The sequence below is a fragment of the Sphingomonas ginkgonis genome (assembly GCF_003970925.1).
Taxonomy (GTDB): Bacteria; Pseudomonadota; Alphaproteobacteria; order Sphingomonadales; family Sphingomonadaceae; genus Sphingomicrobium; species Sphingomicrobium ginkgonis.
In genome coordinates this window covers 1314537-1335320 of the sequence record NZ_RWJF01000001.1, presented here as the reverse complement: position 1 = coordinate 1335320, position 20784 = coordinate 1314537, and the positions used below count along the sequence as shown (strand labels likewise).

The 20784-nt window shown below is 70.4% G+C and carries 21 protein-coding genes and 2 riboswitches; of the genes, 13 read left to right on the top strand and 8 right to left on the bottom strand.

Going from position 1 to position 20784, the window contains the following annotated elements; translation table 11 throughout:
- Positions 1–44 precede the first annotated feature (44 nt).
- The 5 genes from gcvPA to HMF7854_RS06430 form a co-directional block, all read right to left on the bottom strand.
- Positions 45–1403, bottom strand: a complete 1359-nt coding sequence (gcvPA, locus tag HMF7854_RS06450) for an aminomethyl-transferring glycine dehydrogenase subunit GcvPA (RefSeq protein WP_126718344.1) — start codon at positions 1401–1403, stop codon at positions 45–47.
- Entirely contained in the window at positions 1403–2152 is a 750-nt protein-coding gene (locus HMF7854_RS06445; protein WP_126718343.1) for a class I SAM-dependent methyltransferase, read from the bottom strand. The genes gcvPA and HMF7854_RS06445 overlap by 1 nt, the downstream gene beginning before the upstream one ends.
- Positions 2149–2520 (bottom strand): glycine cleavage system protein GcvH, encoded by a 372-nt coding sequence (gene gcvH, locus HMF7854_RS06440; protein WP_126718342.1) that lies wholly within the window; start codon positions 2518–2520, stop codon positions 2149–2151. Before gcvH ends, HMF7854_RS06445 begins: the two co-directional genes overlap by 4 nt.
- 1 nt (position 2521) lies before the next feature.
- Positions 2522–3631 (bottom strand): glycine cleavage system aminomethyltransferase GcvT, encoded by a 1110-nt coding sequence (gene gcvT, locus HMF7854_RS06435; protein WP_126718341.1) that lies wholly within the window; start codon positions 3629–3631, stop codon positions 2522–2524.
- Positions 3632–3696: 65 nt separating this feature from the next.
- Positions 3697–3804, bottom strand: a riboswitch (glycine riboswitch).
- Positions 3805–3813: 9 nt separating this feature from the next.
- A riboswitch (glycine riboswitch) is annotated at positions 3814–3899 on the bottom strand.
- Positions 3900–3970: 71 nt separating this feature from the next.
- Positions 3971–4645 carry a hypothetical protein gene (locus HMF7854_RS06430; RefSeq protein WP_239016865.1) on the bottom strand — a complete coding sequence of 225 codons (675 nt, stop codon included), beginning with the start codon at positions 4643–4645 and terminating at the stop codon, positions 3971–3973.
- Positions 4646–4681: 36 nt separating this feature from the next.
- Here HMF7854_RS06430 and ispH point away from each other — a divergent pair, with 36 nt between their 5' ends.
- Complete coding sequence (gene ispH, locus HMF7854_RS06425; RefSeq protein WP_126718340.1) at positions 4682–5638, top strand: 4-hydroxy-3-methylbut-2-enyl diphosphate reductase; 957 nt, start codon at positions 4682–4684, stop codon at positions 5636–5638.
- Between the two features lies 1 nt (position 5639).
- Entirely contained in the window at positions 5640–6083 is a 444-nt protein-coding gene (gene rnhA / locus HMF7854_RS06420) for a ribonuclease HI (protein WP_126718339.1), read from the top strand.
- Here the strand turns inward: rnhA and HMF7854_RS06415 are convergent.
- Entirely contained in the window at positions 6080–7198 is a 1119-nt protein-coding gene (locus HMF7854_RS06415; RefSeq protein ID WP_126718338.1) for an NAD(P)/FAD-dependent oxidoreductase, read from the bottom strand. The genes rnhA and HMF7854_RS06415 overlap by 4 nt on opposite strands.
- Before the next feature lie 47 nt (positions 7199–7245).
- On the opposite strand from HMF7854_RS06415, the gene HMF7854_RS06410 reads away from it, so the two are divergent.
- The 8 genes from HMF7854_RS06410 to HMF7854_RS06380 all read left to right on the top strand — a co-directional run bounded on the left by HMF7854_RS06410 (position 7246) and on the right by HMF7854_RS06380 (position 14764).
- Positions 7246–7716: an A24 family peptidase gene (locus HMF7854_RS06410; protein WP_126718337.1), complete on the top strand. Its 471-nt coding sequence runs from the start codon at positions 7246–7248 to the stop codon at positions 7714–7716.
- 45 nt (positions 7717–7761) lie between these two features.
- Positions 7762–8820 carry a Flp pilus assembly protein CpaB gene (gene cpaB, locus HMF7854_RS06405; RefSeq protein WP_126718336.1) on the top strand — a complete coding sequence of 353 codons (1059 nt, stop codon included), beginning with the start codon at positions 7762–7764 and terminating at the stop codon, positions 8818–8820.
- Position 8821: 1 nt separating this feature from the next.
- Positions 8822–10309: a type II and III secretion system protein family protein gene (locus HMF7854_RS06400; RefSeq protein WP_239016864.1), complete on the top strand. Its 1488-nt coding sequence runs from the start codon at positions 8822–8824 to the stop codon at positions 10307–10309.
- 29 nt (positions 10310–10338) lie between these two features.
- Positions 10339–10971, top strand: coding sequence for a CpaD family pilus assembly protein (locus HMF7854_RS15720; protein WP_185829189.1), 633 nt, complete (start codon positions 10339–10341; stop codon positions 10969–10971).
- A 1-nt stretch (position 10972) separates the two neighbouring features.
- Positions 10973–12247, top strand: a complete 1275-nt coding sequence (locus HMF7854_RS06395; RefSeq protein WP_126718335.1) for a pilus assembly protein CpaE — start codon at positions 10973–10975, stop codon at positions 12245–12247.
- A gap of 46 nt (positions 12248–12293) precedes the next feature.
- Positions 12294–13268 (top strand): type II secretion system F family protein, encoded by a 975-nt coding sequence (locus tag HMF7854_RS06390; protein WP_126718334.1) that lies wholly within the window; start codon positions 12294–12296, stop codon positions 13266–13268.
- Positions 13269–13281: 13 nt separating this feature from the next.
- Entirely contained in the window at positions 13282–14271 is a 990-nt protein-coding gene (locus HMF7854_RS06385) for a type II secretion system F family protein (protein WP_126718333.1), read from the top strand.
- Between the two features lie 121 nt (positions 14272–14392).
- Entirely contained in the window at positions 14393–14764 is a 372-nt protein-coding gene (locus tag HMF7854_RS06380; protein ID WP_126718332.1) for a hypothetical protein, read from the top strand.
- Between the two features lie 42 nt (positions 14765–14806).
- Here the strand turns inward: HMF7854_RS06380 and glyS are convergent, their stop codons facing one another.
- Together glyS and HMF7854_RS06370 are read right to left on the bottom strand one after the other, a co-directional pair.
- On the bottom strand, positions 14807–17062 hold the full coding sequence (gene glyS, locus HMF7854_RS06375; RefSeq protein ID WP_126718331.1) for a glycine--tRNA ligase subunit beta: 2256 nt from the start codon (positions 17060–17062) through the stop codon (positions 14807–14809).
- Positions 17059–17931: a glycine--tRNA ligase subunit alpha gene (locus tag HMF7854_RS06370; RefSeq protein ID WP_185829187.1), complete on the bottom strand. Its 873-nt coding sequence runs from the start codon at positions 17929–17931 to the stop codon at positions 17059–17061. Before HMF7854_RS06370 ends, glyS begins: the two co-directional genes overlap by 4 nt.
- Before the next feature lie 131 nt (positions 17932–18062).
- Here HMF7854_RS06370 and HMF7854_RS06365 point away from each other — a divergent pair, with 131 nt between their 5' ends.
- From HMF7854_RS06365 to HMF7854_RS06355, 3 genes are all read left to right on the top strand, one after another.
- Complete coding sequence (locus HMF7854_RS06365; RefSeq protein ID WP_185829186.1) at positions 18063–18962, top strand: TraB/GumN family protein; 900 nt, start codon at positions 18063–18065, stop codon at positions 18960–18962.
- Between the two features lie 119 nt (positions 18963–19081).
- Positions 19082–19969 (top strand): TraB/GumN family protein, encoded by an 888-nt coding sequence (locus HMF7854_RS06360; RefSeq protein WP_126718329.1) that lies wholly within the window; start codon positions 19082–19084, stop codon positions 19967–19969.
- Between the two features lie 114 nt (positions 19970–20083).
- A complete protein-coding gene (locus HMF7854_RS06355) occupies positions 20084–20728 on the top strand; it encodes a 50S ribosomal protein L25/general stress protein Ctc (RefSeq protein WP_126718328.1) in 645 nt (214 codons plus the stop codon).
- The last annotated feature ends 56 nt before the right edge of the window (positions 20729–20784 follow it).

Sequence of the window (20784 nt, the reverse complement as noted above, 5' to 3'; positions counted from 1 at the left end):
CGCGTCGCTCGGGGCGGCGGGGCGCCAGCCGGAGGGATTGATCGTCACGCTACTGCCTCCTTCAGCGCCGCTTCCAGCGCGTCGATGTCCGCGTCGGTCACCACCTCGGTCACCGCCACCACCAGCCCGTTGGCGAGCGCCGCCTCGCCCGGGTAGAGCCGCCCGAGCGACACGCCGCCGAGCACCTGCCGCTCGACCATCGCGTGGACCGCCGGGCGGGCCTCGACCGGCAGCTTCAGCGTGAACTCGTTGAAGAAGGCGGGGGTGACCAGCTCCACCCCCGGGATCGCCGCCAGCCGCTCGGCCGTCGCCACCGCCCTGGCGTGGTTGATCGCCGCGAGCTGCTTCAGCCCCTTCTCGCCGAGCAAGGTCATGTGGACGCTGAACGCCAGCGCGCAGAGGCCCGAGTTGGTGCAGATGTTGCTGGTCGCCTTCTCGCGGCGGATATGCTGCTCGCGGGTCGAGAGCGTCAGCACGAAGCCGCGCTTGCCCTCGGCGTCGACCGTCTCGCCGGCGAGCCGCCCGGGCATCTGCCGGACATATTTCTCGCGGGTGGCGAACAGCCCCACATAGGGACCGCCGAACTGCAGCCCGACGCCGATCGACTGGCCCTCACCGACCACGATGTCCGCGCCCATCTCGCCCGGCGCGCGGCAGGCGCCGAGCGCCACCGGCTCGGTCACCACCGCCACCAGCAGCGCCCCCTTGGCGTGCGCCGCGTCGGCGAGCGGCTGGAGATCCTCGATGCGGCCGAGGATGTCGGGATATTGAACGACGACGCAGCTGGTCCGGTCGTCGATCCGGCTCGCGAGGTCGGCGAGGTCGCTGTCGGCGGCGAGCGCCGGCACCGCCGTCTCCAGCGTGTCGCCGGTGAACTTCGCCATCGTCTTGCAGACCGAGACATAGTGCGGGTGGAGCCCGGCCGAGACCAGCGCCCGCGTCTTGCGGGTGATCCGCCGCGCCATGCCGATCGCTTCCCAGCAGGCGGTCGAGCCGTCGTACATCGAGGCGTTCGCCACCTCGCAGCCGAGCAGCCGGGCGACCTGGCTCTGGAACTCGAACAGGACCTGCAGGGTCCCTTGAGCAATCTCCGGCTGGTAAGGCGTGTAGGCGGTCAGGAACTCGCCGCGCTGGATGATGTGGTCGACGCTGGCGGGGACGTGATGCTTGTACGCCCCGCAGCCGAGGAAGAAGGGCACCTCGCCCGCCGGCACGTTCATCCGCGCGAGCGCGCCGAGGTGCCGTTCGACGGCCATCTCCGAGGCGTGCAGCGGCAGCCCCTCAATCGGGCCGGACAGCCGGGCTTCCTCGGGCACGTCGCTGAACAGCGCCTCGACGTCGGGCGCGCCGATCGTCTCGAGCATGGCGGCGCGATCCTCGTCGCGCAGCGGAAGGTAACGCATCAGTGGGGCTTCCTCATGATGAAGCGAAGTCGGACATAGTCGGCGGGATGGCTGCCGAACCGCTCGGCCGTCCCCTCGGCGAGCGCGGCGCGCTCGTCCTCGGGGACCCCGGCGCGGTCGAGCCAGCCCTTGCGGAAGGTCGGGACCCAGGCTGCAATCCCGCCCGGGACCGGGGTCGGCCGCTCGATCAGCCGGGCGTCGATCTCGGCGAACCCGGCCGCCTCGTAGACGGCGGCGAACTCCTCGACGCTCGGGTACCAGTTGTGCGCCTCTATGGGCGGGGCATAGCCGCGGACGATCATCTCCTCGTCGAGCGCGGCCTGGAGCCGGGCGATATTGCCCTCCCCGCCCATCTCGCCGGCGAACCGCCCGCCTCCCTTCAGCGCGGCGAGAATGTTGGCGGCGACCCGCTCGCGCGCCAGCATCCAGTGCAGCGCGGCGTTGGAGAAGGCGGCGTCGAAGTTGGGCGCGAAGGCCATCGTCTCCGCGCTGCCGAGCCGGACGTCGAGGCCGCGTTCCTTGGCCGCGGCGACCATCGAAGGATCGGCGTCGATCCCGACCACGTCGGCGCCGCGGAAGGCGATCTGCTCGGTCAGCACCCCGTCGCCGCAGCCGACGTCGAGGATCCGCTCGCCGGGCTGCGGCGCGAGGAGGTCGAGCGCGGCGGCGCCGAGCGCCGGAACGAAGCTGCCCGCCGCCGCATAGGCCGCCGCGTCCCAGCGGCTGGTCGAGGCGGGCGCCTCGCTCAAAGCGTCTTGATCCAGTCGGTGTAGGCGGCCTCGTCCATCAGCCCGTCGAGCTCGGACGGGTCGGACAGGCGGAGCTTGAAGAACCAGCCCTCGCTCTGCGGGTGCTGGTTGACGATCGAGGGGTCGTCGCCGAGCGCCGCATTGGCCTCGATCACCTCGCCGCTGACCGGGGCGTAGACGTCGCTCGCGGCCTTGACCGACTCGACGACCGCGGCCTCCTCGCCCTTTTTCAGCTGGCGGCCGGGGGTCGGCGCCTCGGCGAACACGATGTCGCCGAGCGCGTGCTGGGCATGGTCGGAGATGCCGACGGTGGCGAGGTCGCCCTGCACGTCGATCCACTCATGATCCTTGGTGAAGTAGAGGCTCATCTCAGTTTCCCTTGCGGTGATAGCGGTGGGGGACGAACGGCATCGGGACCGCCGTCGCGGTGAACAGCTTGCCGCGCTGCTCGAGGGTGAGCGGGCCGCCGGCCACGGCCGCGGCGGTCGCGACATAGGCCATGCCGATCGGCTGCCCGAGCGAGGGCGAGAAGCCGCCGCTGGTGACCCTGCCGATTTCGCTGCCCTCGCCGTCGAGCACCCGCGCGCCCTCGCGCACCGGCTGGCGCCCGTCGAGCGTGAAGCCGATCCGGCGGAGCAGCGGACCCTGGTCGATCTCGCCGAGGATCCGGGCCGCCCCGGCGAACCCGCCGTCGACCCGGCGGCGCTTGGAGACGGCGAAGCCAAGGTCGGCCATGATCGGGGTGGTCTGGCGGTCGAGGTCGTGGCCGTAGAGCGGCAGCCCGGCCTCGAGCCGGAGCGAATCGCGCGCGCCGAGCCCGATCGGCTTGACCAGCTCGCCGGCGAGCAGCGTGTCGGCGACCGCCTCGGCGGCGCTGGCGGCGACGCTGATCTCGAACCCGTCCTCGCCGGTGTAGCCCGAGCGGCTGATCCACGCCCGCTGCCCGGCGAGGGTGAAGGCGCCGCCCTGCATGAAGACGAGCTCGGAGACGCCGGGCGCGAGCGGCTCGAGCATCTCGGCGGCGCGCGGCCCCTGCAGCGCGAGCAGCGCCTGCTCCTTCATGTGGTCGACGACGATGCCGGCCGGGAGCCGCTGCCGCAGATAGTCGATGTCGGCCGCCTTGGTGGCGCCGTTGACGACGACGTAGAAATGGTCGCCGCGGCGCGTCGCCATCAGGTCGTCGACGATCCCGCCGCTGTCGTCGAGCAGCAGCGAGTAGCGCAGCCGCCCGTCCTTGAGGCCGAGGAGGTCGCCCGGCAGCAGGGCCTCGAGCGCGCGGTCGACGCCGCTGCCGTGCACCGCGAGCTGGCCCATGTGGCTGACGTCGAACAGCCCCGCCGAGGAGCGGGTCCAGAGATGCTCGGCGATGATGCCTTCATATTGCACCGGCATCGAATAGCCCGCGAACGGGACCATTCGGGCGCCCTGGCGGCGATGCCAGTCGTCGAGCGGGAGGGTGGAGATGGTATCGGGGTCCATGCGCGCGAAAGCTCCAGAGCGTCGAGTCCCGAAGCAAGGCGCCGGGCAGGCGCTTCGCCCCGATCGGACCCCCGTCTGTCGCTTCGACCTGAGAGCTTTGACTCCGGCGGACCGGAGCTTACCCCTTCGGCGGCCCCCGCCTGGCGGCGCGGACACTTTCCAGACTGTCCCTGCGGCGACGCGCGGTCCCTGGTGCCTGAGAGATTCCGGGGGCGGTTGCTCCTTCGGCGGCGTGGCGGCCCTCGCGAACCGTCATGCACTCTCCCGCTGCGCGCCCCGGCCCGAGGACCGGAGGACGAGGCGAGCCTTGGCCGGGCCGCCCCATCGAGTCAACGACGATCAGCGGGTCGCGTTGTAGCGCAGCTGGTCCTGGGTCAGCGCGAAGCCGATCAGATGCTCGAAGGTCGCGCGGGCGACCGCGGCGCGGGTCTGCGGGTTGGTCAGCGGGTCGACCGCGGCCGACTCCTGGCCCGGCTTGCGCTCGGCGGTGAGGCGGCGAACCACGTCGGCGGGAAGCGTCGCGGCGGCGCGCGAGATGCGCACGCTGGCCTGGCCGCGGCCCTGCCCGCGCGCCGAGCCGGCCGGAAAGTCGACCGCGACCGCGCCGACTTTCTTGGCGACCACGTTGGTCCCGCCCTGCACCGCCACGTCGTAGAAGGGCAGGACGACCTGGCGCGCGGCGGCGCGGTCGCGGCGGGTGGCGACGACGTCGAAGCTGACGGTCGAGTTCACGAAGCTGGCGTCCTGGGTGCAGTTGGCGCGCAGGTTGGTGATCGCGGCGCTGACGTCGATCGCCGAGGCGACCGTGGTGCCAGCCGGGTTGAACAGCGTGATGTCGCCGGTCGCGCCGGGAATCGCCACCTGCGGGCAGGCCGACCGGGTCACGTAGACGCCGCCGTCCTCGATCTGGCCGCGACGCGAGCAGGCGCCGAGCAGGGCGAGGGTCATCAGGGCAGCAATGCGGATCTTCACGGGCGCCGGTTCCTTGGCGGTGGCAATGAGGGCCCACTCCATAGGAAGGGCCTACCCAGCCTGCAAGCAATCGCTTACATGGCCGTGACCATGTCCCCCAAGCCCCCGCTGACCCTCCTCATCGCCGCGCCGCGCGGTTTCTGCGCCGGCGTCGACCGCGCGATCCGCATCGTCGAGCTGGCGCTCGAGCGCTACGGCGCGCCGGTCTACGTCCGCCACGAGATCGTCCATAACAAGTTCGTGGTCGATCGTTTGCGCGACCTCGGCGCGGTGTTCGTCGAGGAGCTGGACGAGGTGCCCGACGGGGTGCCGGTGGTCTTCTCCGCCCACGGCGTGCCAAAGGTGGTGCCGGTCGAGGCGCAGGACCGCGGGCTCGACTATTTCGACGCGACCTGCCCGCTGGTCAGCAAGGTCCACCGCCAGGCCGAGCGGCTGATCGAGGACGACCGGCACATCCTGTTCATCGGCCACCGCGGCCATCCCGAGGTGATCGGCACCTTCGGCCAGGTCCCGCCCGGCTCGATGACGCTGGTCGAGACGCTCGACGACGTGGCCGCGCTGGTGCCGGCCGACCCGGAGCGGCTCGCCTATCTCACCCAGACCACCCTGTCGGTCGACGACACGGCGGCGATCGTCGCCGCGCTGGAGCGGCGCTTCCCGTCGATCAAGGGGCCCAAGCGCGAGGACATCTGCTACGCGACCACCAATCGCCAGGCCGCGGTCAAGCAGATCGCCGCGCGGTGCGAGCGGGTGCTGGTGATCGGCGCGCCCAACAGCAGCAACTCGCTGCGGCTGGTCGAGGTCGCCGAGCGCGAGGGCGCCCCCGCCCGGCTCATCCAGCGCGCAACCGAGATCGACTGGGACTGGCTCGGCAACCCCTCCACCGTCGGCCTCACCGCCGGCGCCAGCGCCCCCGAGGTGCTGGTGCGGGAAGTGGTGGACATGCTGTCGGAGCGGTTCGAGGTCACCGCGCTTGAGCAGGACCATGAGCCCGAGGGAATGACCTTCAAGCTCCCGCGCGAGCTCGTCGCCTGACGTGACCGACCTGCCGAGCGTCGAAATCTACACCGACGGGGCGTGCAAGGGGAATCCCGGGCGCGGCGGGTGGGGCGCGATCATCCGCATGGGCGAGCGCGAGAAGGAGCTGTCGGGGGGCGAGCCGCTGACCACCAACAACCGGATGGAGCTGCTCGCGGCGATCAGCGGTCTCAACGCGCTCAAGCGGCCGTGCCGCGTCGCGCTCTATACCGACAGCAACTATGTGCGCGACGGGATCACCAAGTGGATCCACGGCTGGCGCAAGAACGGCTGGCGGACCGCCGACAAGAAGCCGGTGAAGAATGCCGAGCTGTGGCAGCTGCTGTGCGACGCCGCCGCGCCGCACCGGGTCGAGTGGCACTGGGTGAAGGGGCACAGCGGTCACCCCGAGAACGAGCGCGCCGACGCGCTCGCCTGCGCCGCCGCCGACAGCTTCCGCTAGGAGCGGCGGAAGAGGTAGTCGGCCGGCCGGCCGTTCGCGGGCAAGGGCGGGAGCGGCTCTCGGAGCAGCGCGGCGGCGGCGATCGCCGAGAGCGCGGGCGCGGTCTGGAACCCCCAGCCGCCCAGCCCCACCGCCCAAGCGAAGCCGGGGTGGGCCGGATCCGGCCCGACCATCGGCGCCGGCCAGCCGGGGCCGGAGAAGGTCCGCAGCCCGGCCCACTTGCGCTCCACCGCCTCGATCGGCCAGCCGAGCGCGCGCTCGAACCGGTCGATGGCGATGGCCACATCCTCCTCGTGCGCAGCGGCGTCGCAGGGTTCGTCCGCGGTCTCGTCGAGCGGGCTGACCCAGACCCGGTTGTCCGCCTCGCCCTTGACGTAGAAGCCCTCGGCCCCCTCGTGGATGAGGAGCGGCAGGTCGCGCAGCGCGGTGCGGGCGAGCCGCAGCTGGACCACGGTCCGCCGGCGCGGGCTGAGTCCGACCGGGGCCACGCCGCAGCAGCGCGCCACCGCGTCGCCCCATGCCCCCGCGGCGTTGACGATGGTGCCCGCGGCGAGGCTGCCCGACGCCGTTTCGACTCGCCACCCCTCGCCGTCGCGGCGGGCCGAGCGGAGCTGGGCGCGGGTCTCGATCCGGCCGGCGCGACGGCGGACCGTCGCCAGGCAGGCGGCGAGCAGGCCGCCGGTGTCGATGTCGGTGGTGCTGGGCTCCGCCAGGGCCCGCTCGAAGCGGGGCGCGATTCCGGGCGCCACCGCTTCCAGGCGTGCGCGATCGACCTCGTGCCAGTCGGGATCAGCCAGGCGCAGGACGGCGACCAGCTCGGCGGTCTCGTCCCCGGCCCCGACCAAGTGGAGCGCGCCGCGCCGGCGCAGCCAGCCGGTTTCCTCCTCCGCCAGCGGCCAGCCCGCAGCTAGCGGGGCGCGCGAGGCGAGCGTCAGCGGGAGGATCGCGGCGCCGCCGTAGCTCGCCTGCCAGAAGGCGGCCGAGCGACCGCTGGTGTGGTAGCCGGGCTGGTCCTCGGTCTCGAGCAGCAGCACCGAGCAGCGCCCGGCGAGCCGCGCGGCGAGGCTCGCCCCGGCGATCCCCGCGCCCACGATGACGACGTCGAACCGGTCCATCCGCGCCGGTTACGGTTCTTAAAGGCCGGCCGTCTAGGCCTGGCGGCATGATGAACATCGGCTTCACCGATTTGCTGATCCTCGCGCTGGCCGCGACCCTGCTGTTCGCGGCGGTGGTCGACTGCCGGACCTTCACCATCTCCAACTGGCTGAACCTCGGAGTCGCACTCGGAGCGCCGGTGTTCTGGTGGGCGGCGGGACTGCCGCTCCACGAGATCGCCTGGCAGGTCGCCTTCGCCGCCGGGGTGTTCGTGCTGCTCGCGCTCGCCTTCTACGCGGGGATGATGGGGGGCGGCGACGTTAAGCTCGCGGCCGCGCTCGCGCTGTGGTTTTCACCTCCGGCAACAATCCGCTTTCTTGTCCTGATGTCGATCGCGGGCGGGGTGCTGACCCTGCTCGTGCTGCTGGTGCATCGCGCCCGCGGCAAGGAGGGCAAGCCGGAGATCCCGTACGGGGTGGCGATCGCGGTCGGCGGCCTCCTGATTCTCGCCCAACGCATTTTTAACCAATTTGCCTGATGTTTGCGGAAGCTGAGGGATACCTCGTGGGGAGGCGTTTGCGCCATGGACGTTAAGAAGATCGCGCTGCTGGTCGGAGCGCTGCTGGTCGCGGTGGTCACCGCCGTGATGGCGAAGAACATGTTCACCGGAGCCGGGGCCCAGCAGGCCGTGGCCGCGCCGGCGGTGCCGATCGGCCCCAAGGTGCTCGTGGCCAAGAAGGGCCTGCCCGTCGGCACCATCATCGACCAGGAGGCCTTCAGCTGGCAGGCCTGGCCCAAGGAGCTGATGCAGGGCGCCTACTACACCGAGGGCGAGCCGGACGCCGATCCGTCCAAGCTGCTCGGCACCGTGGTGCGCAACCCCATCTCCGCCGGCCAGCCGATCACCCGCGGCAGCCTCGTCGGCCCGAAGGACCGCGGCTTCCTCGCCGCGGCGCTCGGCCCGGGCATGCGCGCCGTCACCGTCTCGGTCAGCCAGACCAGCGGCGTCGCCGGCTTCATCTTCCCGGGCGACCGGGTCGACATGGTGCTGACCCAGGACGTCGCCGGGGGTGGCGACGGTCCCTCGCTCAAGGTGTCCGAGACGATCCTGCGCAACCTGCGCGTCCTCGCCACCGACCAGCGGATCGACAGCAAGGATCCCGAGGGCAAGGTCCAGGTCCGCGTGTCCGCCACCGTCACCCTTGAGGCGACGCCGCGGATCGCCGAGAAGATCATGGTCTCGCAGTCGATGGGCCAGCTCAGCCTCGCGCTGCGCAGCCTCGCCGACAATGGTGCCGACCTCGAGCGCGCCGTCGCCGACGGCCAGGTCAAGGTCCCGGCCGGGGCCAGCCCGGCGCAGGAGAAGCAGATGCTGCTCTCGCTCGCCAGCCAGCCGATCGACGGCAGCACCACCTACACCACGGGCGGCGACGTCTCGCGCTTCCAGCGCCGCAGCGTGCCCGCCCGCCCGGCCGACAAGGTCGCTCAGATCAGCAATGCCATGGCCGGCTTCGGCAAGGGCCTCGGCCAGGCACTGGTCGGGGCACACGGTGGCGGCTCCGCTCCGGCGGTCTCCGCCGGCCCGGTGGTCCGCGTCGCCCGCGGCAATGACGTCACTCTGGTTCCTGTGGGGGGTCGCTAAGATGACCAGTAACAAGTTCAACCGCCGGTCGCGCCTGAGCTCCGCGCTCGTCGCCCTGGCCCTCGGCGCCGGTGCCGTCACCGCCGCCGCTCCCGCCCGCGCCGCCCAGCCGGTCGGCACCTACAAGCCGACCAGCCAGGTCTTCCTGTCGATCGGCGAAGGGCAGATGATCAACCTGCCGGCCTCGGTCAGCAGCGTGTGGACCTCGAACCCGGCGGTGGCCGACGTCTACGTCAACTCGCCGCGGTCGCTGAACCTCTACGGCAAGGGCGACGGCGAGGCGACGGTGATCGCCACCGCGCTCAACGGCTCGGTGGTCTACGCCAGCCGAGTCCGGGTCAGCCAGAACATCTCGTCGGTCAACGACATGCTGCGCACCGCCATGCCGGACAGCAACATTACCGTCACCCCGGTCGGCCAACTGGCCGTGCTGTCGGGGACGGTCGCCTCGCCGGAAGACAGCGCGCAGGCCGACCAGCTGGTCCGCGCCATGCTCAACCCGGGCGTGGACGTGTCGAGCCCGACCGCCAACCTCAAGGTCATGACCGTCAATCGGCTGCGCACCGCGACGCCGCTGCAGGTCAACCTCAAGGTCCGCTTCGCCGAGGTCAACCGCTCGGTGCTGAAGTCGATCGGCATCAACCTGCTGAGCAGCGACTCGACCGGCGGCTTCCTGTTCGGCGTTGGCCAGGGTTCCACCGGGGCGGCCACCGCGCCGGGCGGCAGCCCGTTCAAGGTGACCCCGATCCCGGGCGGAACGACGCTGGGGATCGCCGGCAAGCTGTTCGGGCTCAACCTGACCGCCGCGCTCGACCTCGCGCAGAACGACGGCCTGGCGACGACGCTCGCCGAGCCGAACCTCACCGCCCTGTCGGGCGAGACGGCGAGCTTCCTCGCCGGCGGCGAGTTCCCGATCCCGGTCAGCCAGGCCCAGGGCGCCATCTCGATCGAGTACAAGCAGTATGGCGTCGGCCTCGCCTTTACCCCGGTCGTACTCAACGACGGCCGGATCTCGATGCGGGTCCGCCCCGAGGTCTCGCAGCTGTCGAGCGCCGGCGCGCTGACGCTCAACGGGTTCAGCGTTCCCGCGCTGACCACCCGCCGGGCGGAAACTACCGTCGAGCTCGGCTCTGGCCAGAGCTTCATGATTGCCGGCCTGCTGCAGAACACCGCGGGCAACTCGATCAAGAAGGCCCCGCTGCTCGGTGACCTGCCGATCCTCGGGACGCTGTTCCGCTCGAGCAACTTCCAGCGCAACGAGACCGAGCTGGTGATCGTCATCACCCCCTACCTGGTCAAGCCGGTGTCCGGCCGCCTGCCGCTGCCGACCGACGGTTACCGCGCCCCGAGCGACGCTCAGACCGTGTTCGAGGGCAAGACCTACACCGGCCGTTCGGGCCCGGCGCCGGTCGGCACCCTGCCCGGCCCGGCGCTGACCACCGGCAGCGCCGTCACCGGCGCCACCGCTGCCCCCGGTTTCAAGCTCTGATGCGCCGGCGTCTCGGAAAGGAAAGCACCATGCAGTCCAAGCTCTCCCTCCTGGTCCTCGCCTCGGCGCTCGCCGGGTGCAGCACCTACGTCCCGCACGACGAGCCGCAGCGCGGAGTCGAGACGGCCAACCAGCCGGTTGTCAGCCGCCAGGACTATGCGCTCGACCTCGCTACCGGCGACGGCTTCCTCTCGCCCGCCGAGGCGGCCCGCCTCGACGGCTGGTTCCAGTCGATGGGGCTCGGCTATGGCGACACCGTCTACCTCGGCGGACCCAATGCGGAGACGGTCCGCGGCCAGGTGGCGCAGGTTGCCGGCCGCTACGGCCTGCTGCTCGCCAGCGGCCTGCCCGCCGCCGGCGGACCGCTCGCCCCGGGCGCGACCCGCGTGGTCGTCAGCCGGATCACCGCCGCGGTGCCGGGCTGCCCCAAGTGGGAAGGCCCGACCTACGCCAATTCCAACAACCACAGCCTGCCCGGGCTCGGTTGCGGGGTGAACAGCGCGCTGGCGATGATGGTCGCCGACCCGAACGACCTGGTCTACGGCCGCTCGGGCGGCCCGGTCAGTGACCCGCGCTCGTCCAGCAAGGCGATCCAGATGTACCGCGGCAAGCAGCCGACCGGGACGGGCGATCTCAAAGAAACCAACAGCAAGGGCAACTAAGATGAACGCTCCGTTCCATGCACGCGCTGGTCTGCGCGATCCGTTCACCGCCTTTGTCTGCGACGACGCGACCGCGGACATGCTCCGCCCCGTGGCGGTCGAGCATGGCTGGTCGCCGGAGAAGGTTCACAAGGGCGGGCTGCGCAACGCGGTCCAGTCGCTGTCGGTCTCGGCGTCGCCGAACATCCTGTTCGTGGACATGTCGGAATCGGCCGACCCGCTGAACGACATCAACGCGCTCGCCGAGGTGTGCGAGCCGGGCACGATCGTGATCGCGGCCGGGCAGGTCAACGATGTCCGCCTCTACCGCGACCTGATCGCGAGCGGCATCCACGACTATCTGCTCAAGCCGTTCACGGTCGACCATCTGCGCGACACCTTCGCCCATGCCCAGGCGATCCTGTCCGGGCCGCGTGGCGAATCCCAGGCCGACAAGCCGCACGTCATGGCGACGGTGGTCGGCGTCCGCGGCGGAGTCGGTGCCTCGACCGTCGCAACCAGCCTCGCCTGGCTGCTCGGCGAGAAGGCGCATCGCTCGACCGCGCTGCTCGATCTCGACGTCCACTTCGGGACCGGCGCGCTGGCGCTCGACCTCGAGCCGGGCCGCGGCCTGACCGACGCGATCGAGAACCCGAGCCGCATCGATGGGCTGTTCATCGAGCGGGCGATGGTCCGCGCAAACGAGCGGCTGAGCGTGCTGTCGGCGGAAGCGCCGATCAACCAGCCGCTGATGACCGACGGCACCGCCTTCTTCCAGCTGCAGGAAGAGATGCGCAACGCCTTCGAGTCGACCGTGCTCGACCTGCCGCGCCACATGCTGATCCAGTTCCCCCACCTCGTCCACGACGCCCATGTCGCGGTGGTGGTGTCGGAGCTGACGCTGGCGGCGACCCGCGACACGATCCGGATCCTCGCCTGGCTCAAGTCCAACGCCCCGCAGACCAAGGTGATCGTGGTCGCCAACCGGGTTCCCTCGGGCGGCGCGCTGGAGATCAGCCGCAAGGACTTCGAACAATCGATCGAGCGGCCGGTGGACATCGTCTTCACCGACGACGGCAAGGTCGCGGCGCAGGCCGCCAAGCTCGGCAAGCCGATGGCGGAGATCGCCGGCGGCAAGGGCGCCCAGCCCTTCCTCACCCTGTTCAACATGGTGCTGAGCCATGCCAGCGAGGACGGCGCGGCGGGCGACCCCAAGAATGCAGTGGGGGCCAAGAGCCTCGTCGACAGCCTGAAGACCATGCTGGCCAAGAAGCCGATCGAGGCGAAGGCCGCCTGACCCGAGTGGCCGGCGGCACCGCCGCCCGGCCGAACGCTGACGGAGACTGAGTGCGATGATGATGATCATCCTGGCGGTGGGCCTTCTCGGCACCCTCGCCATGCTCTTCATGGGCCTGAAGGGCCCGTCGGCGGGCAAGGCCGTCAAGCGGCGCATGGACGTCATCAAGGAGCGTCACGGCGACGTCATCGCCGGGGCCGCCCAAGCGCAGATCCGCAAGCTGCTGGAGAAGCGGCAGAGCAAGATCGAGGGCTATGCCTCGACGCTCATCCCCAAGCCTGCCCTGCTCCGCAAGCGGCTGGAGATGACCGGCCGCGAGATCAGCCTCGGCCGCTACGCGCTGGTCTCGATCGGGCTGCTCGTCGCGGTCATCGTGCTGATGATGTTCAAGGGCGCGCCGCTGATCCTGGCGGTGATGTTCGGCCTGTTCGTCGCGCTCGGCCTGCCCCACCTCGTCATCGGCAAGATGATCAAGCGGCGCATCGCCAAGTTCACCGTCAACTTCCCCGACGCCATCGAGCTGATGGTGCGCGGCCTCCGCTCGGGCCTGCCGATCACCGAGACGCTCGGGATCGTCGCGTCCGAGATCGGCGGACCGGTCGGGATCGAGTTCCGCGCGGTGGCCGACAAGATGAAGATCGGCCGGACGATGGAATCGGCGCTGCAGGAGACCGCGGACCGGCTGGCGACCCCCGAGTTCCAGTTCTTCGTCATCACCCTGGCAATCCAGCGCGAGACCGGCGGCAACCTTGCCGAGACCCTGTCCAACCTCGCCGACGTGCTCCGCAAGCGGGCCCAGATGCGCCTCAAGATCCGCGCGATGAGCTCGGAATCCAAGGCCTCGGCCTACATCGTCGGCGCGCTGCCCTTCGTGGTCTTCACCCTCGTGTGGATGATCAACCCGGGGTACATCGGCAAGTTCTTCGTCGATCAGCGGCTGATGGTCGCCGGTCTGGGCGGCCTGTGCTGGATGAGCATCGGCGCCTTCATCATGGCCAAGATGGTCAACTTCGAGATCTGACGGGCGGCGAACCATGAACCCTGTGCATCCCACCATCCTCGGCGTCGACGTCATCTGGGTCGCGACCCTGCTGTCGGCGGTCGCCACCTTCGCGGTGCTCACCGCCATCTACGCCGCGACCACGGTCAAGGACCCGATGGCGCGCCGGGTGAAAGCGCTCAACGAGCGGCGCGAGCAGCTCAAGGCGGGCATCGTCGCCTCGACCAACAAGCGCAAGAAGCTCACCAACAAGAACCAGGCGGCCGACACGGTCCGCGGGATCCTGTCGAGCTTCAAGATGCTCCAGGACGACCAGATCAAGAAGACTCAGGTGCGCCTGATGCAGGCCGGCATCCGCACCAAGGACCTCGCCTTCTTCATCATCTTCGCCCGCTTCATCCTGCCGGTGGTGCTCGGCATCGCGGTGGTGCTGGCGGTCTATGTCTTCGACAGCTTTCCGACCTGGGGCTGGTTCAAGCGCTACGCGCTGGTCGCCGGAACGCTGGTGCTCAGCTACAAGTCGCCCGACATCTGGCTCAAGAACAAGGTTTCCAAGCGCAGCGACAAGATCCGCAAGGGCCTGCCGGACGCGCTCGACCTGCTGGTCATCTGCGCCGAGGCCGGCCTCACCGTCGACGCCGCCTTCGGCCGGGTCAGCCGCGAGCTCGGCAAGGCCTATCCGGAGCTGGGCGACGAGTTCGGCCTGACCGCGATCGAGCTGGGCTTTCTCGCCGAGCGCCGCCTCGCCTTCGAGAATCTCGCGACCCGCGTCGATCTCGAGGCCGTCCGCGGCGTCGTCACGACCATGATCCAGACCGAGAAATACGGCACCCCGCTCGCCTCGGCGCTGCGCGTGCTGTCGGCCGAGTTCCGCAACGAGCGGATGATGCGCGCCGAGGAGAAGGCGGCGCGGCTGCCGGCGATCATGACCGTGCCGCTGATCCTGTTCATCCTTCCGACCCTGTTCGTGGTGATCCTCGGGCCCGCGGCCTGCGCGATCAAGGACAGCTTCATCAACGGCTGACGAGGCCGTTGGCGGGGGACGGGGCAGCCCTTCAGCGGCTGCCCCGGATCCGCGTCCAAGGAACTCAACCGCGACAATTTGCGCTTAGACCCTGATCGAAACAATCCGGGGTTTGACCACCATGACCAGCTTCACCTCCGACCAATGGGTGATCATCGCCCTGGTCTTCCTGCTCGGCCTGGTGGTCGGCGGCTTCCTGTTCGCCGGCGGCGGCCGCAAGTGGAAGCACCGCTACCGCACCGAGGTCGAGCGGCGCGAGGCGCTCGAGACCGACCACCAGAAGCGGGTCGCCGAGTTCGACGCGCGCGAGAAGGAGTGGCGCGAGCAGGACAGCTTGCGCGGCGCGGCGATGCGCGACCGCGGGGTGACCGACGCCGACCTGCGCGCCCGTGACTCCGACCTCCGCGCCCGCGATCGCGACGTCCGTGCCGACGACCGCGCCCGCGGCGACTACGACCATGATGGCGTTCCGGACCGCGACGAGCGCCGCTGATCACCTGTTCCTCCCCGCGGACAGCGACCTGCGGGGAGGCCTTCAGCCCTCGATGCGGGAAAAGTCGGCGACCTCTTGGACCGCGTCGCGGAAGCGGGCGAGGAGATTGAGGCGACGGGCGCGGACCGTGCCGTCGGGATCGTTGACCGTCACCTTGTCGAAGAAGGCGTCGATCGGCGCGCGGAGCGAGGCGAGCGCGGCCATGGCGCCGCCGAAGTCCTCCGCCTGCACCGCCGCCTTGGCCCGCGGTTCCGCCTCGTCGAGTGCGGCGACCAGCGCCTGTTCCTCGGCCGGAGCGTTGGCCGGGGCGGTCGAGCCGGTCGCCATCTCGCGCACCGCCTCGGCGATCGCCGGCTCCTCGACCAGCACCAGCGGGTCCTCCTCGCCGGTCTGCGGCATCGCCTGATCGCCCGGCGTCGCCATCACCCGCGGCAGGTCCCAGTTCTCCTTGCGGAGGATGTTCGCCGCGCGCTTGTAGCCGGCGAGGAGGTTTGTGCCTTCTCCCGTGTCGATGAACGACTGGAGCGCGGCGATGCGGCGCACCATCCGGACATTGTCGCCGCCCGTCTCCACCGCCGCCACCGCGTCGACCATGTCGTGCCGCACGCCGGACTCTCGCTGCTGAACCTTCAGCCGCTCGATCAGGAAGGTCGCCAGCTCGCGCCCTGCATTAGCGCCCCCGGAATGCGCGGCCGCCGTGATCAGGTCGCGCATCGAGACGCGCAGCTCGTTGTTGATGATGAGGCTGAGGATCCCGAGCGCGGCGCGGCGAAGCGCAAAGGGGTCCTTCGAGCCGGTCGGCTTCTCGTCGAACTGGAAGAAGCCGACGAGGCTGTCCAGCTTGTCCGCCAGGCTCACCGCGACCGTCACCGGGGCGGTCGGGACTTCGTCGCCCTGGCCGACCGGCTTGTAGTGGTCGCGGACGGCTTCCCATACCGCGCGGGGCTCACCCTGAAGCTCGGCGATATAGCCGCCGATCACGCCCTGGAGTTCGGGGAACTCGCCGACCATGCCGGTGACGAGGTCGGCCTTGGCGAGGCGGGCGGCGCGCTCGGCTTGGTCCGCAAGCTGCTCCCTCTCCCCGGCGGGGAGAGGGTTGGGGTGAGGGCGTAAGGCACTCGACGAAGAAAAGGGAACCCCCTCACCCTGCCCTCTCCCCGCCGGGGAGAGGGTTACAATCCCCTCCTCCACCAGCCAGCGGGCGAGCCTGGCGACCCGCTCGACCTTGTCGGCGACGGTGCCGAGCTTCTCGTGGAAGACGATGCCCGACAGTTTCGCCGCCTGCTCCTCGAGCGGCACCTTGAGGTCCTGCTCCCAAAAGAAGCGGGCGTCGGCCAGCCGCGAGGCGAGCACGCGGCGGTTGCCCTCGACGATCTTCGCGCCGCCGTCCGCCGCGGCGATGTTGGCGGTGCAGACGAAGGCCGGCGCCAGCGCGCCCGTCTCGTCGGTGCAGGCGAAATACTTCTGGTTGGTCCGCATGGTGAGGACGATCACCTCGCGCGGGACGTCGAGATAGTCGGGGTCGAACCGGCCGAGCAGCGGCACCGGCCACTCGGTCAGCCCGGCGTTCTCGGCAACCAGCCCCTCGTCCTCGACCAGCGCGAGCCCGGCGGCGCGCGCGGCCTCGGCGGCCCCGTCGCGGACGATCTGCGCGCGCTCGTCCTGGTCGACAATGACGTGGCAGGCGCGGAGCTTCTCGGCATAGTCGGCGGCCGAGCCGATGGTGATGACGCCCGGGTGGTGGAAGCGGTGCCCGACGGTCGCGGCCCCCGCCTCGATCCCGTCGATCGCGACCGGCACGATTGCCTCGCCGAGCAGGGCGACGATCCCCTGCAGCGGCCGCACCCAGCGCAGCGAAGCGCTGCTCTGCGAGGCCGCGCCCCAGCGCATCGACTTGGGCCAGGGGAAGTCCCGGACGATCCGCGCGACCGCCTCGGCGAGCAGCTCGGCGGTCGGCCGCCCGGCCTTGTCGATCCGGGCGAACCAGACGCCGCCGCGGTCCTCGAGGTCGGACTGGCCGAGCCCCGTCTTGCGCAGGAAGCCCTCGAGCGCCTGCGGGGGCGCGGCGGTCCGCGGACCCTTGATCTCTTCCGACACGCTGGCGGTCGCGAGCGGCAGCGCGCGGGCGATCAGCGCCAGCCGCCGCGGCGTCGCGAAGGTCTCGATCGCCTCGGCTTCAAGGCCACCCTTGGCCAGTTCCTCCGCGAACAGCCGCGCCAGATCGTTGCGTGCCCGCGCCTGCATCCGCGCCGGGATTTCCTCGGAGCGCAGCTCGAGCAGGAAGTCGGCGCTGCTCATGCCGCATATCCCTTGGTTTCCATCCAGGCGGCGCAGGCGCCCTTGGCGAGGTCGCGGACGCGGCCGATATAGGCCTGGCGCTCGGCGACGCTGATCACGCCGCGGGCCTGGAGCGTGTTGAAGATGTGGCTCGCCTTGATCGCCTGCTCATAGGCCGGGATCGGCAGCTTCTCGCTGCGGCCGAGGCAATTCTCCGCCTCCGCCACGGCCTTGCGGAACAGGTCGAACAGCGCGTCGGTGTTGGCCACCTCGAAGTTCCAGGTCGACATCTGCCGCTCATTGTCGAGGAAGACGTCGCCGTAGGTCACGCCCGCGCGGTTAAACCGGAGGTCGTACACGTTGTCGACGCCCTGAATATACATCGCCAGCCGCTCGAGCCCGTAGGTGATCTCGCCCGCCACCGGCTTGCAGTCGAAGCCGCCGACCTGCTGGAAATAGGTGAACTGGGTCACTTCCATCCCGTCGCACCAGACTTCCCAGCCGAGCCCCCAGGCACCGAGCGTCGGGCTTTCCCAGTCGTCCTCGACGAAGCGGATGTCGTGCGCCCTGAGGTCGATCCCGATCTCCCGGAGCGAGCCGAGGTAGAGCTCCTGCAGGTCGAGCGGGCTTGGCTTCAGGATGACTTGGTACTGATAGTAGTGGCCGAGCCGGTTGGGGTTCTCCCCGTAGCGGCCGTCGGTCGGTCGGCGGCTCGGCTGGACATAGGCGGCCTGCCACGGCTCGGGCCCGAGCGCGCGCAGCACGGTCGCGGGATGGAAGGTGCCGGCGCCCATTTCCATGTCGTAGGGCTGGAGGATGAGGCAGCCGCGCTCCGACCAGTAGCGGTGGAGCGTGAGGATCAGGTCCTGGAAGGAAAGTGGCTCTGTCACGCGCGGCGTCTGGCACCGCCTTCATTGGACATCAAGGGTTGCCGCCCTAGATGGGCGGGCAAGGCGCAACCGAGCCGCTCATCCCGAGCCGGCCGGCACAGCGGGCCAGCGTTGCGAAGGAGTATCGGTCAGTGGCTTTGAACTGGTGGAAACGCGGGCTCGCCGCGCTGGGGATCGCGACGTCCACGCTGGGCGGCCTCGCCGCGCCGGCCGCCGCCCGCGACGCGCGTCCGGCGCTGTGGCAGGTCAGCGACGCCGACACCAAGATCTACCTGTTCGGCACCATCCACCTCCTGCCCGAGGGGCTGAACTGGCGCACCCCGACCTTCGACAAGGCGGTCGCCGACAGCCAGGAGCTGGTGGTCGAGACGGTCATCGACGAGAAGAACCCGCAGAAGATGGGGGCGATCATGGCCAAGCTCGGGCTTCGCGCCGGGCTGCCGCCGCTGCTCGACCGGGTTCCGCCGGCGCGGCGCACCAGGCTGCAGGCCGCGGTCCAGTCGTCGGGTGTTCCGCTCGCCGCCTACAACCGGCTGGAGACTTGGGCCGCCGCCTTCACCCTCCTCGGCCTCCAGTTCCGCTCGATGGACCTGAAGAGCGAGCAGGGCGTCGAGCAGGTGCTCCGCTCGAGCTTCACCACGGCCGGCAAGCCGATCGGCGAGCTGGAGACCAACGAGCAGCAGCTCGGCTTCTTCGACCAGCTGCCCGAGGCGGCGCAGCGGAGCCTGCTCGAGAGCGCGACCGAGCAGCCCGCCGCGGTCAAGGGCGAGTTCGACAAGATGCTCGGCGCCTGGACCTCGGGCGACCCGGCCTCGATCGCCCGCGCCTTCAACGCCGACATGCAGTCGTCACCGGCGCTGATGGACGTGCTGCTGAAGCGCCGCAACGCCAACTGGGCGCGGTGGATCGAGAACCGGATGCAGCAGCCGGGAACGATCATGATCGCGGTCGGCGCAGGCCACCTGGCGGGCAGCAGCAGCGTCCTCGCGCTGCTGGCGAAGGACGGCTACAAGGTCCGCCGTCTCCAGTAGTACTACCATCGCCAAATCATTGGCGACGTGAGTTATTTACCCCTTCTGTCAGCTTGACAGCGAGTCGCCCGGACCCGACAGTCCGGGCGGTTCGAGGCGAAGGCGCCGGGGGGTGCACGATGCTGTTGGTCAACCTTCTTCCCGGGGCGTCTCGCGCCCGGGCGATCCAGGGCCTGCTAGGCCTCGCGGCGGTGCTGCTCGCGCTGGTTCACGGCGGGCGGGCGCTGGCCGAGCCGGCGGTGCCGCGGGCACCTCATCCCGCGCTGTGGGTGGTCGGCGACCGCGACACTACCATCTACCTGTTCGGTACCTTTCACGCGCTCGACCCGAGCAGCCGCTGGCTCGACGGCCGGATCCGCGCCGCGTTCGACCGGTCGGACCAGCTGGTGCTGGAAACGATCGTCCCGCCTGCGCTGATGACGCCGACCGAGGGGCCGACCCTTGTGCGGCCGGCGACCGGCGGGCGGGAGGCCCTGCTCTCCGGCGCCCGCCAGACGATGAGCGCGGGACGGCAGATGGGCCTGTCGACCCGCGACGGCGCCGACGCGGTGCTACGCCGGATCGCCGAGGCGAACCGCAAGCCGGTGGTCGGGCTCGAGGACTTCCACTGGCAGGCGAACCTCTTCCTACGCCTCTCGCAGCCGGCCGCGGCGCCGGCGGTAGGCGCGGTCGCCGCCGCTCGCGCGGCTCCCGCGGGAACGCTGCGGATCGCCGCCGGACCGCCGCAGCAGCAGGCCGCGGCGCTGCTCTCGCACCTGCTGATCAGCTGGAACGAGGGCGACACGGCGGGCTTCGCGCAGATGCTCCAGGCGATCGATGCGCAGTCGCCGCAGACCTACAAGGCGCTGTTCGCGGATCGCAACGCGCGCTGGGCCGGGTGGATCGCCGAGCGGCTGAAGCAGCCGGGCGTGGTGTTCGTCGCGGTGGGCAGCGGCCATCTCGCGGGGAAGGACAGCGTCCAGGCCCAGCTCGCCCAGCGCGGGATCGGCGCCGCCCGGATCCGCTGAACCGGGTGCCGGTTGCGATTTGGCGCGTGCTTCGCTATGCGCGCGCCTCCTTCCCATGGTCATCCCTGGAGGCGTGGGCGGGTGCTGAACCAACTTTATCAAGGAACATGAGCGATGAGCGAACAGCTGACGCTGCCCGCTGAGACGCGCGACCGGGCTGGCAAGGGAGCCTCCCGGGCCCTGCGTCGGGACGGCCGGGTGCCCTGCGTGATCTACGGCGACAAGAAGGAGCCGGTGTCGGTCCATGTCGAGGAGAAGCTTCTCTCGAAGATGCTCTCGACCGGCCACTTCATGAACTCGGTCGTGATGGTCGATGTCGGCGGGAGCGCCACGCGCACCCTCCCCAAGGACGTCACCTTCCACCCGGTGTCGAGCCGCCCGATCCACGTCGACTTCCTGCGCATTGGCGAACACAGCAAGGTGACCGTCGCGGTCCCCGTGCGGTTCGACAATGAGGAAGCCTCGCCGGGCCTGAAGCGCGGCGGCGTGCTCAACATCGTTCGCCACGAGCTGGAGCTCAACTGCGACGCGGCCGAGATCCCGGACGAGATCCATATCGACGTCTCGGGCCTCGAGATCGGCGACAGCATCCACATCTCGGCGGTCAAGCTGCCGCGCGGTGCGGAGAGCGCGATCACCGACCGCGACTTCACCATCGCCACGCTCGTCGCCCCGTCGGGCCTCAAGAGCGAGGAAGGCGACAACGAGACGCCGTCCGCCGGCGCCGTCCCGACCGCCGGCGACGAGAAGGGCGAGTAAGCCGGTTCCCTCCCCCGCGCGGGGAGGGAGTCCCTCGGCGATGCTGAGCGAGGGGT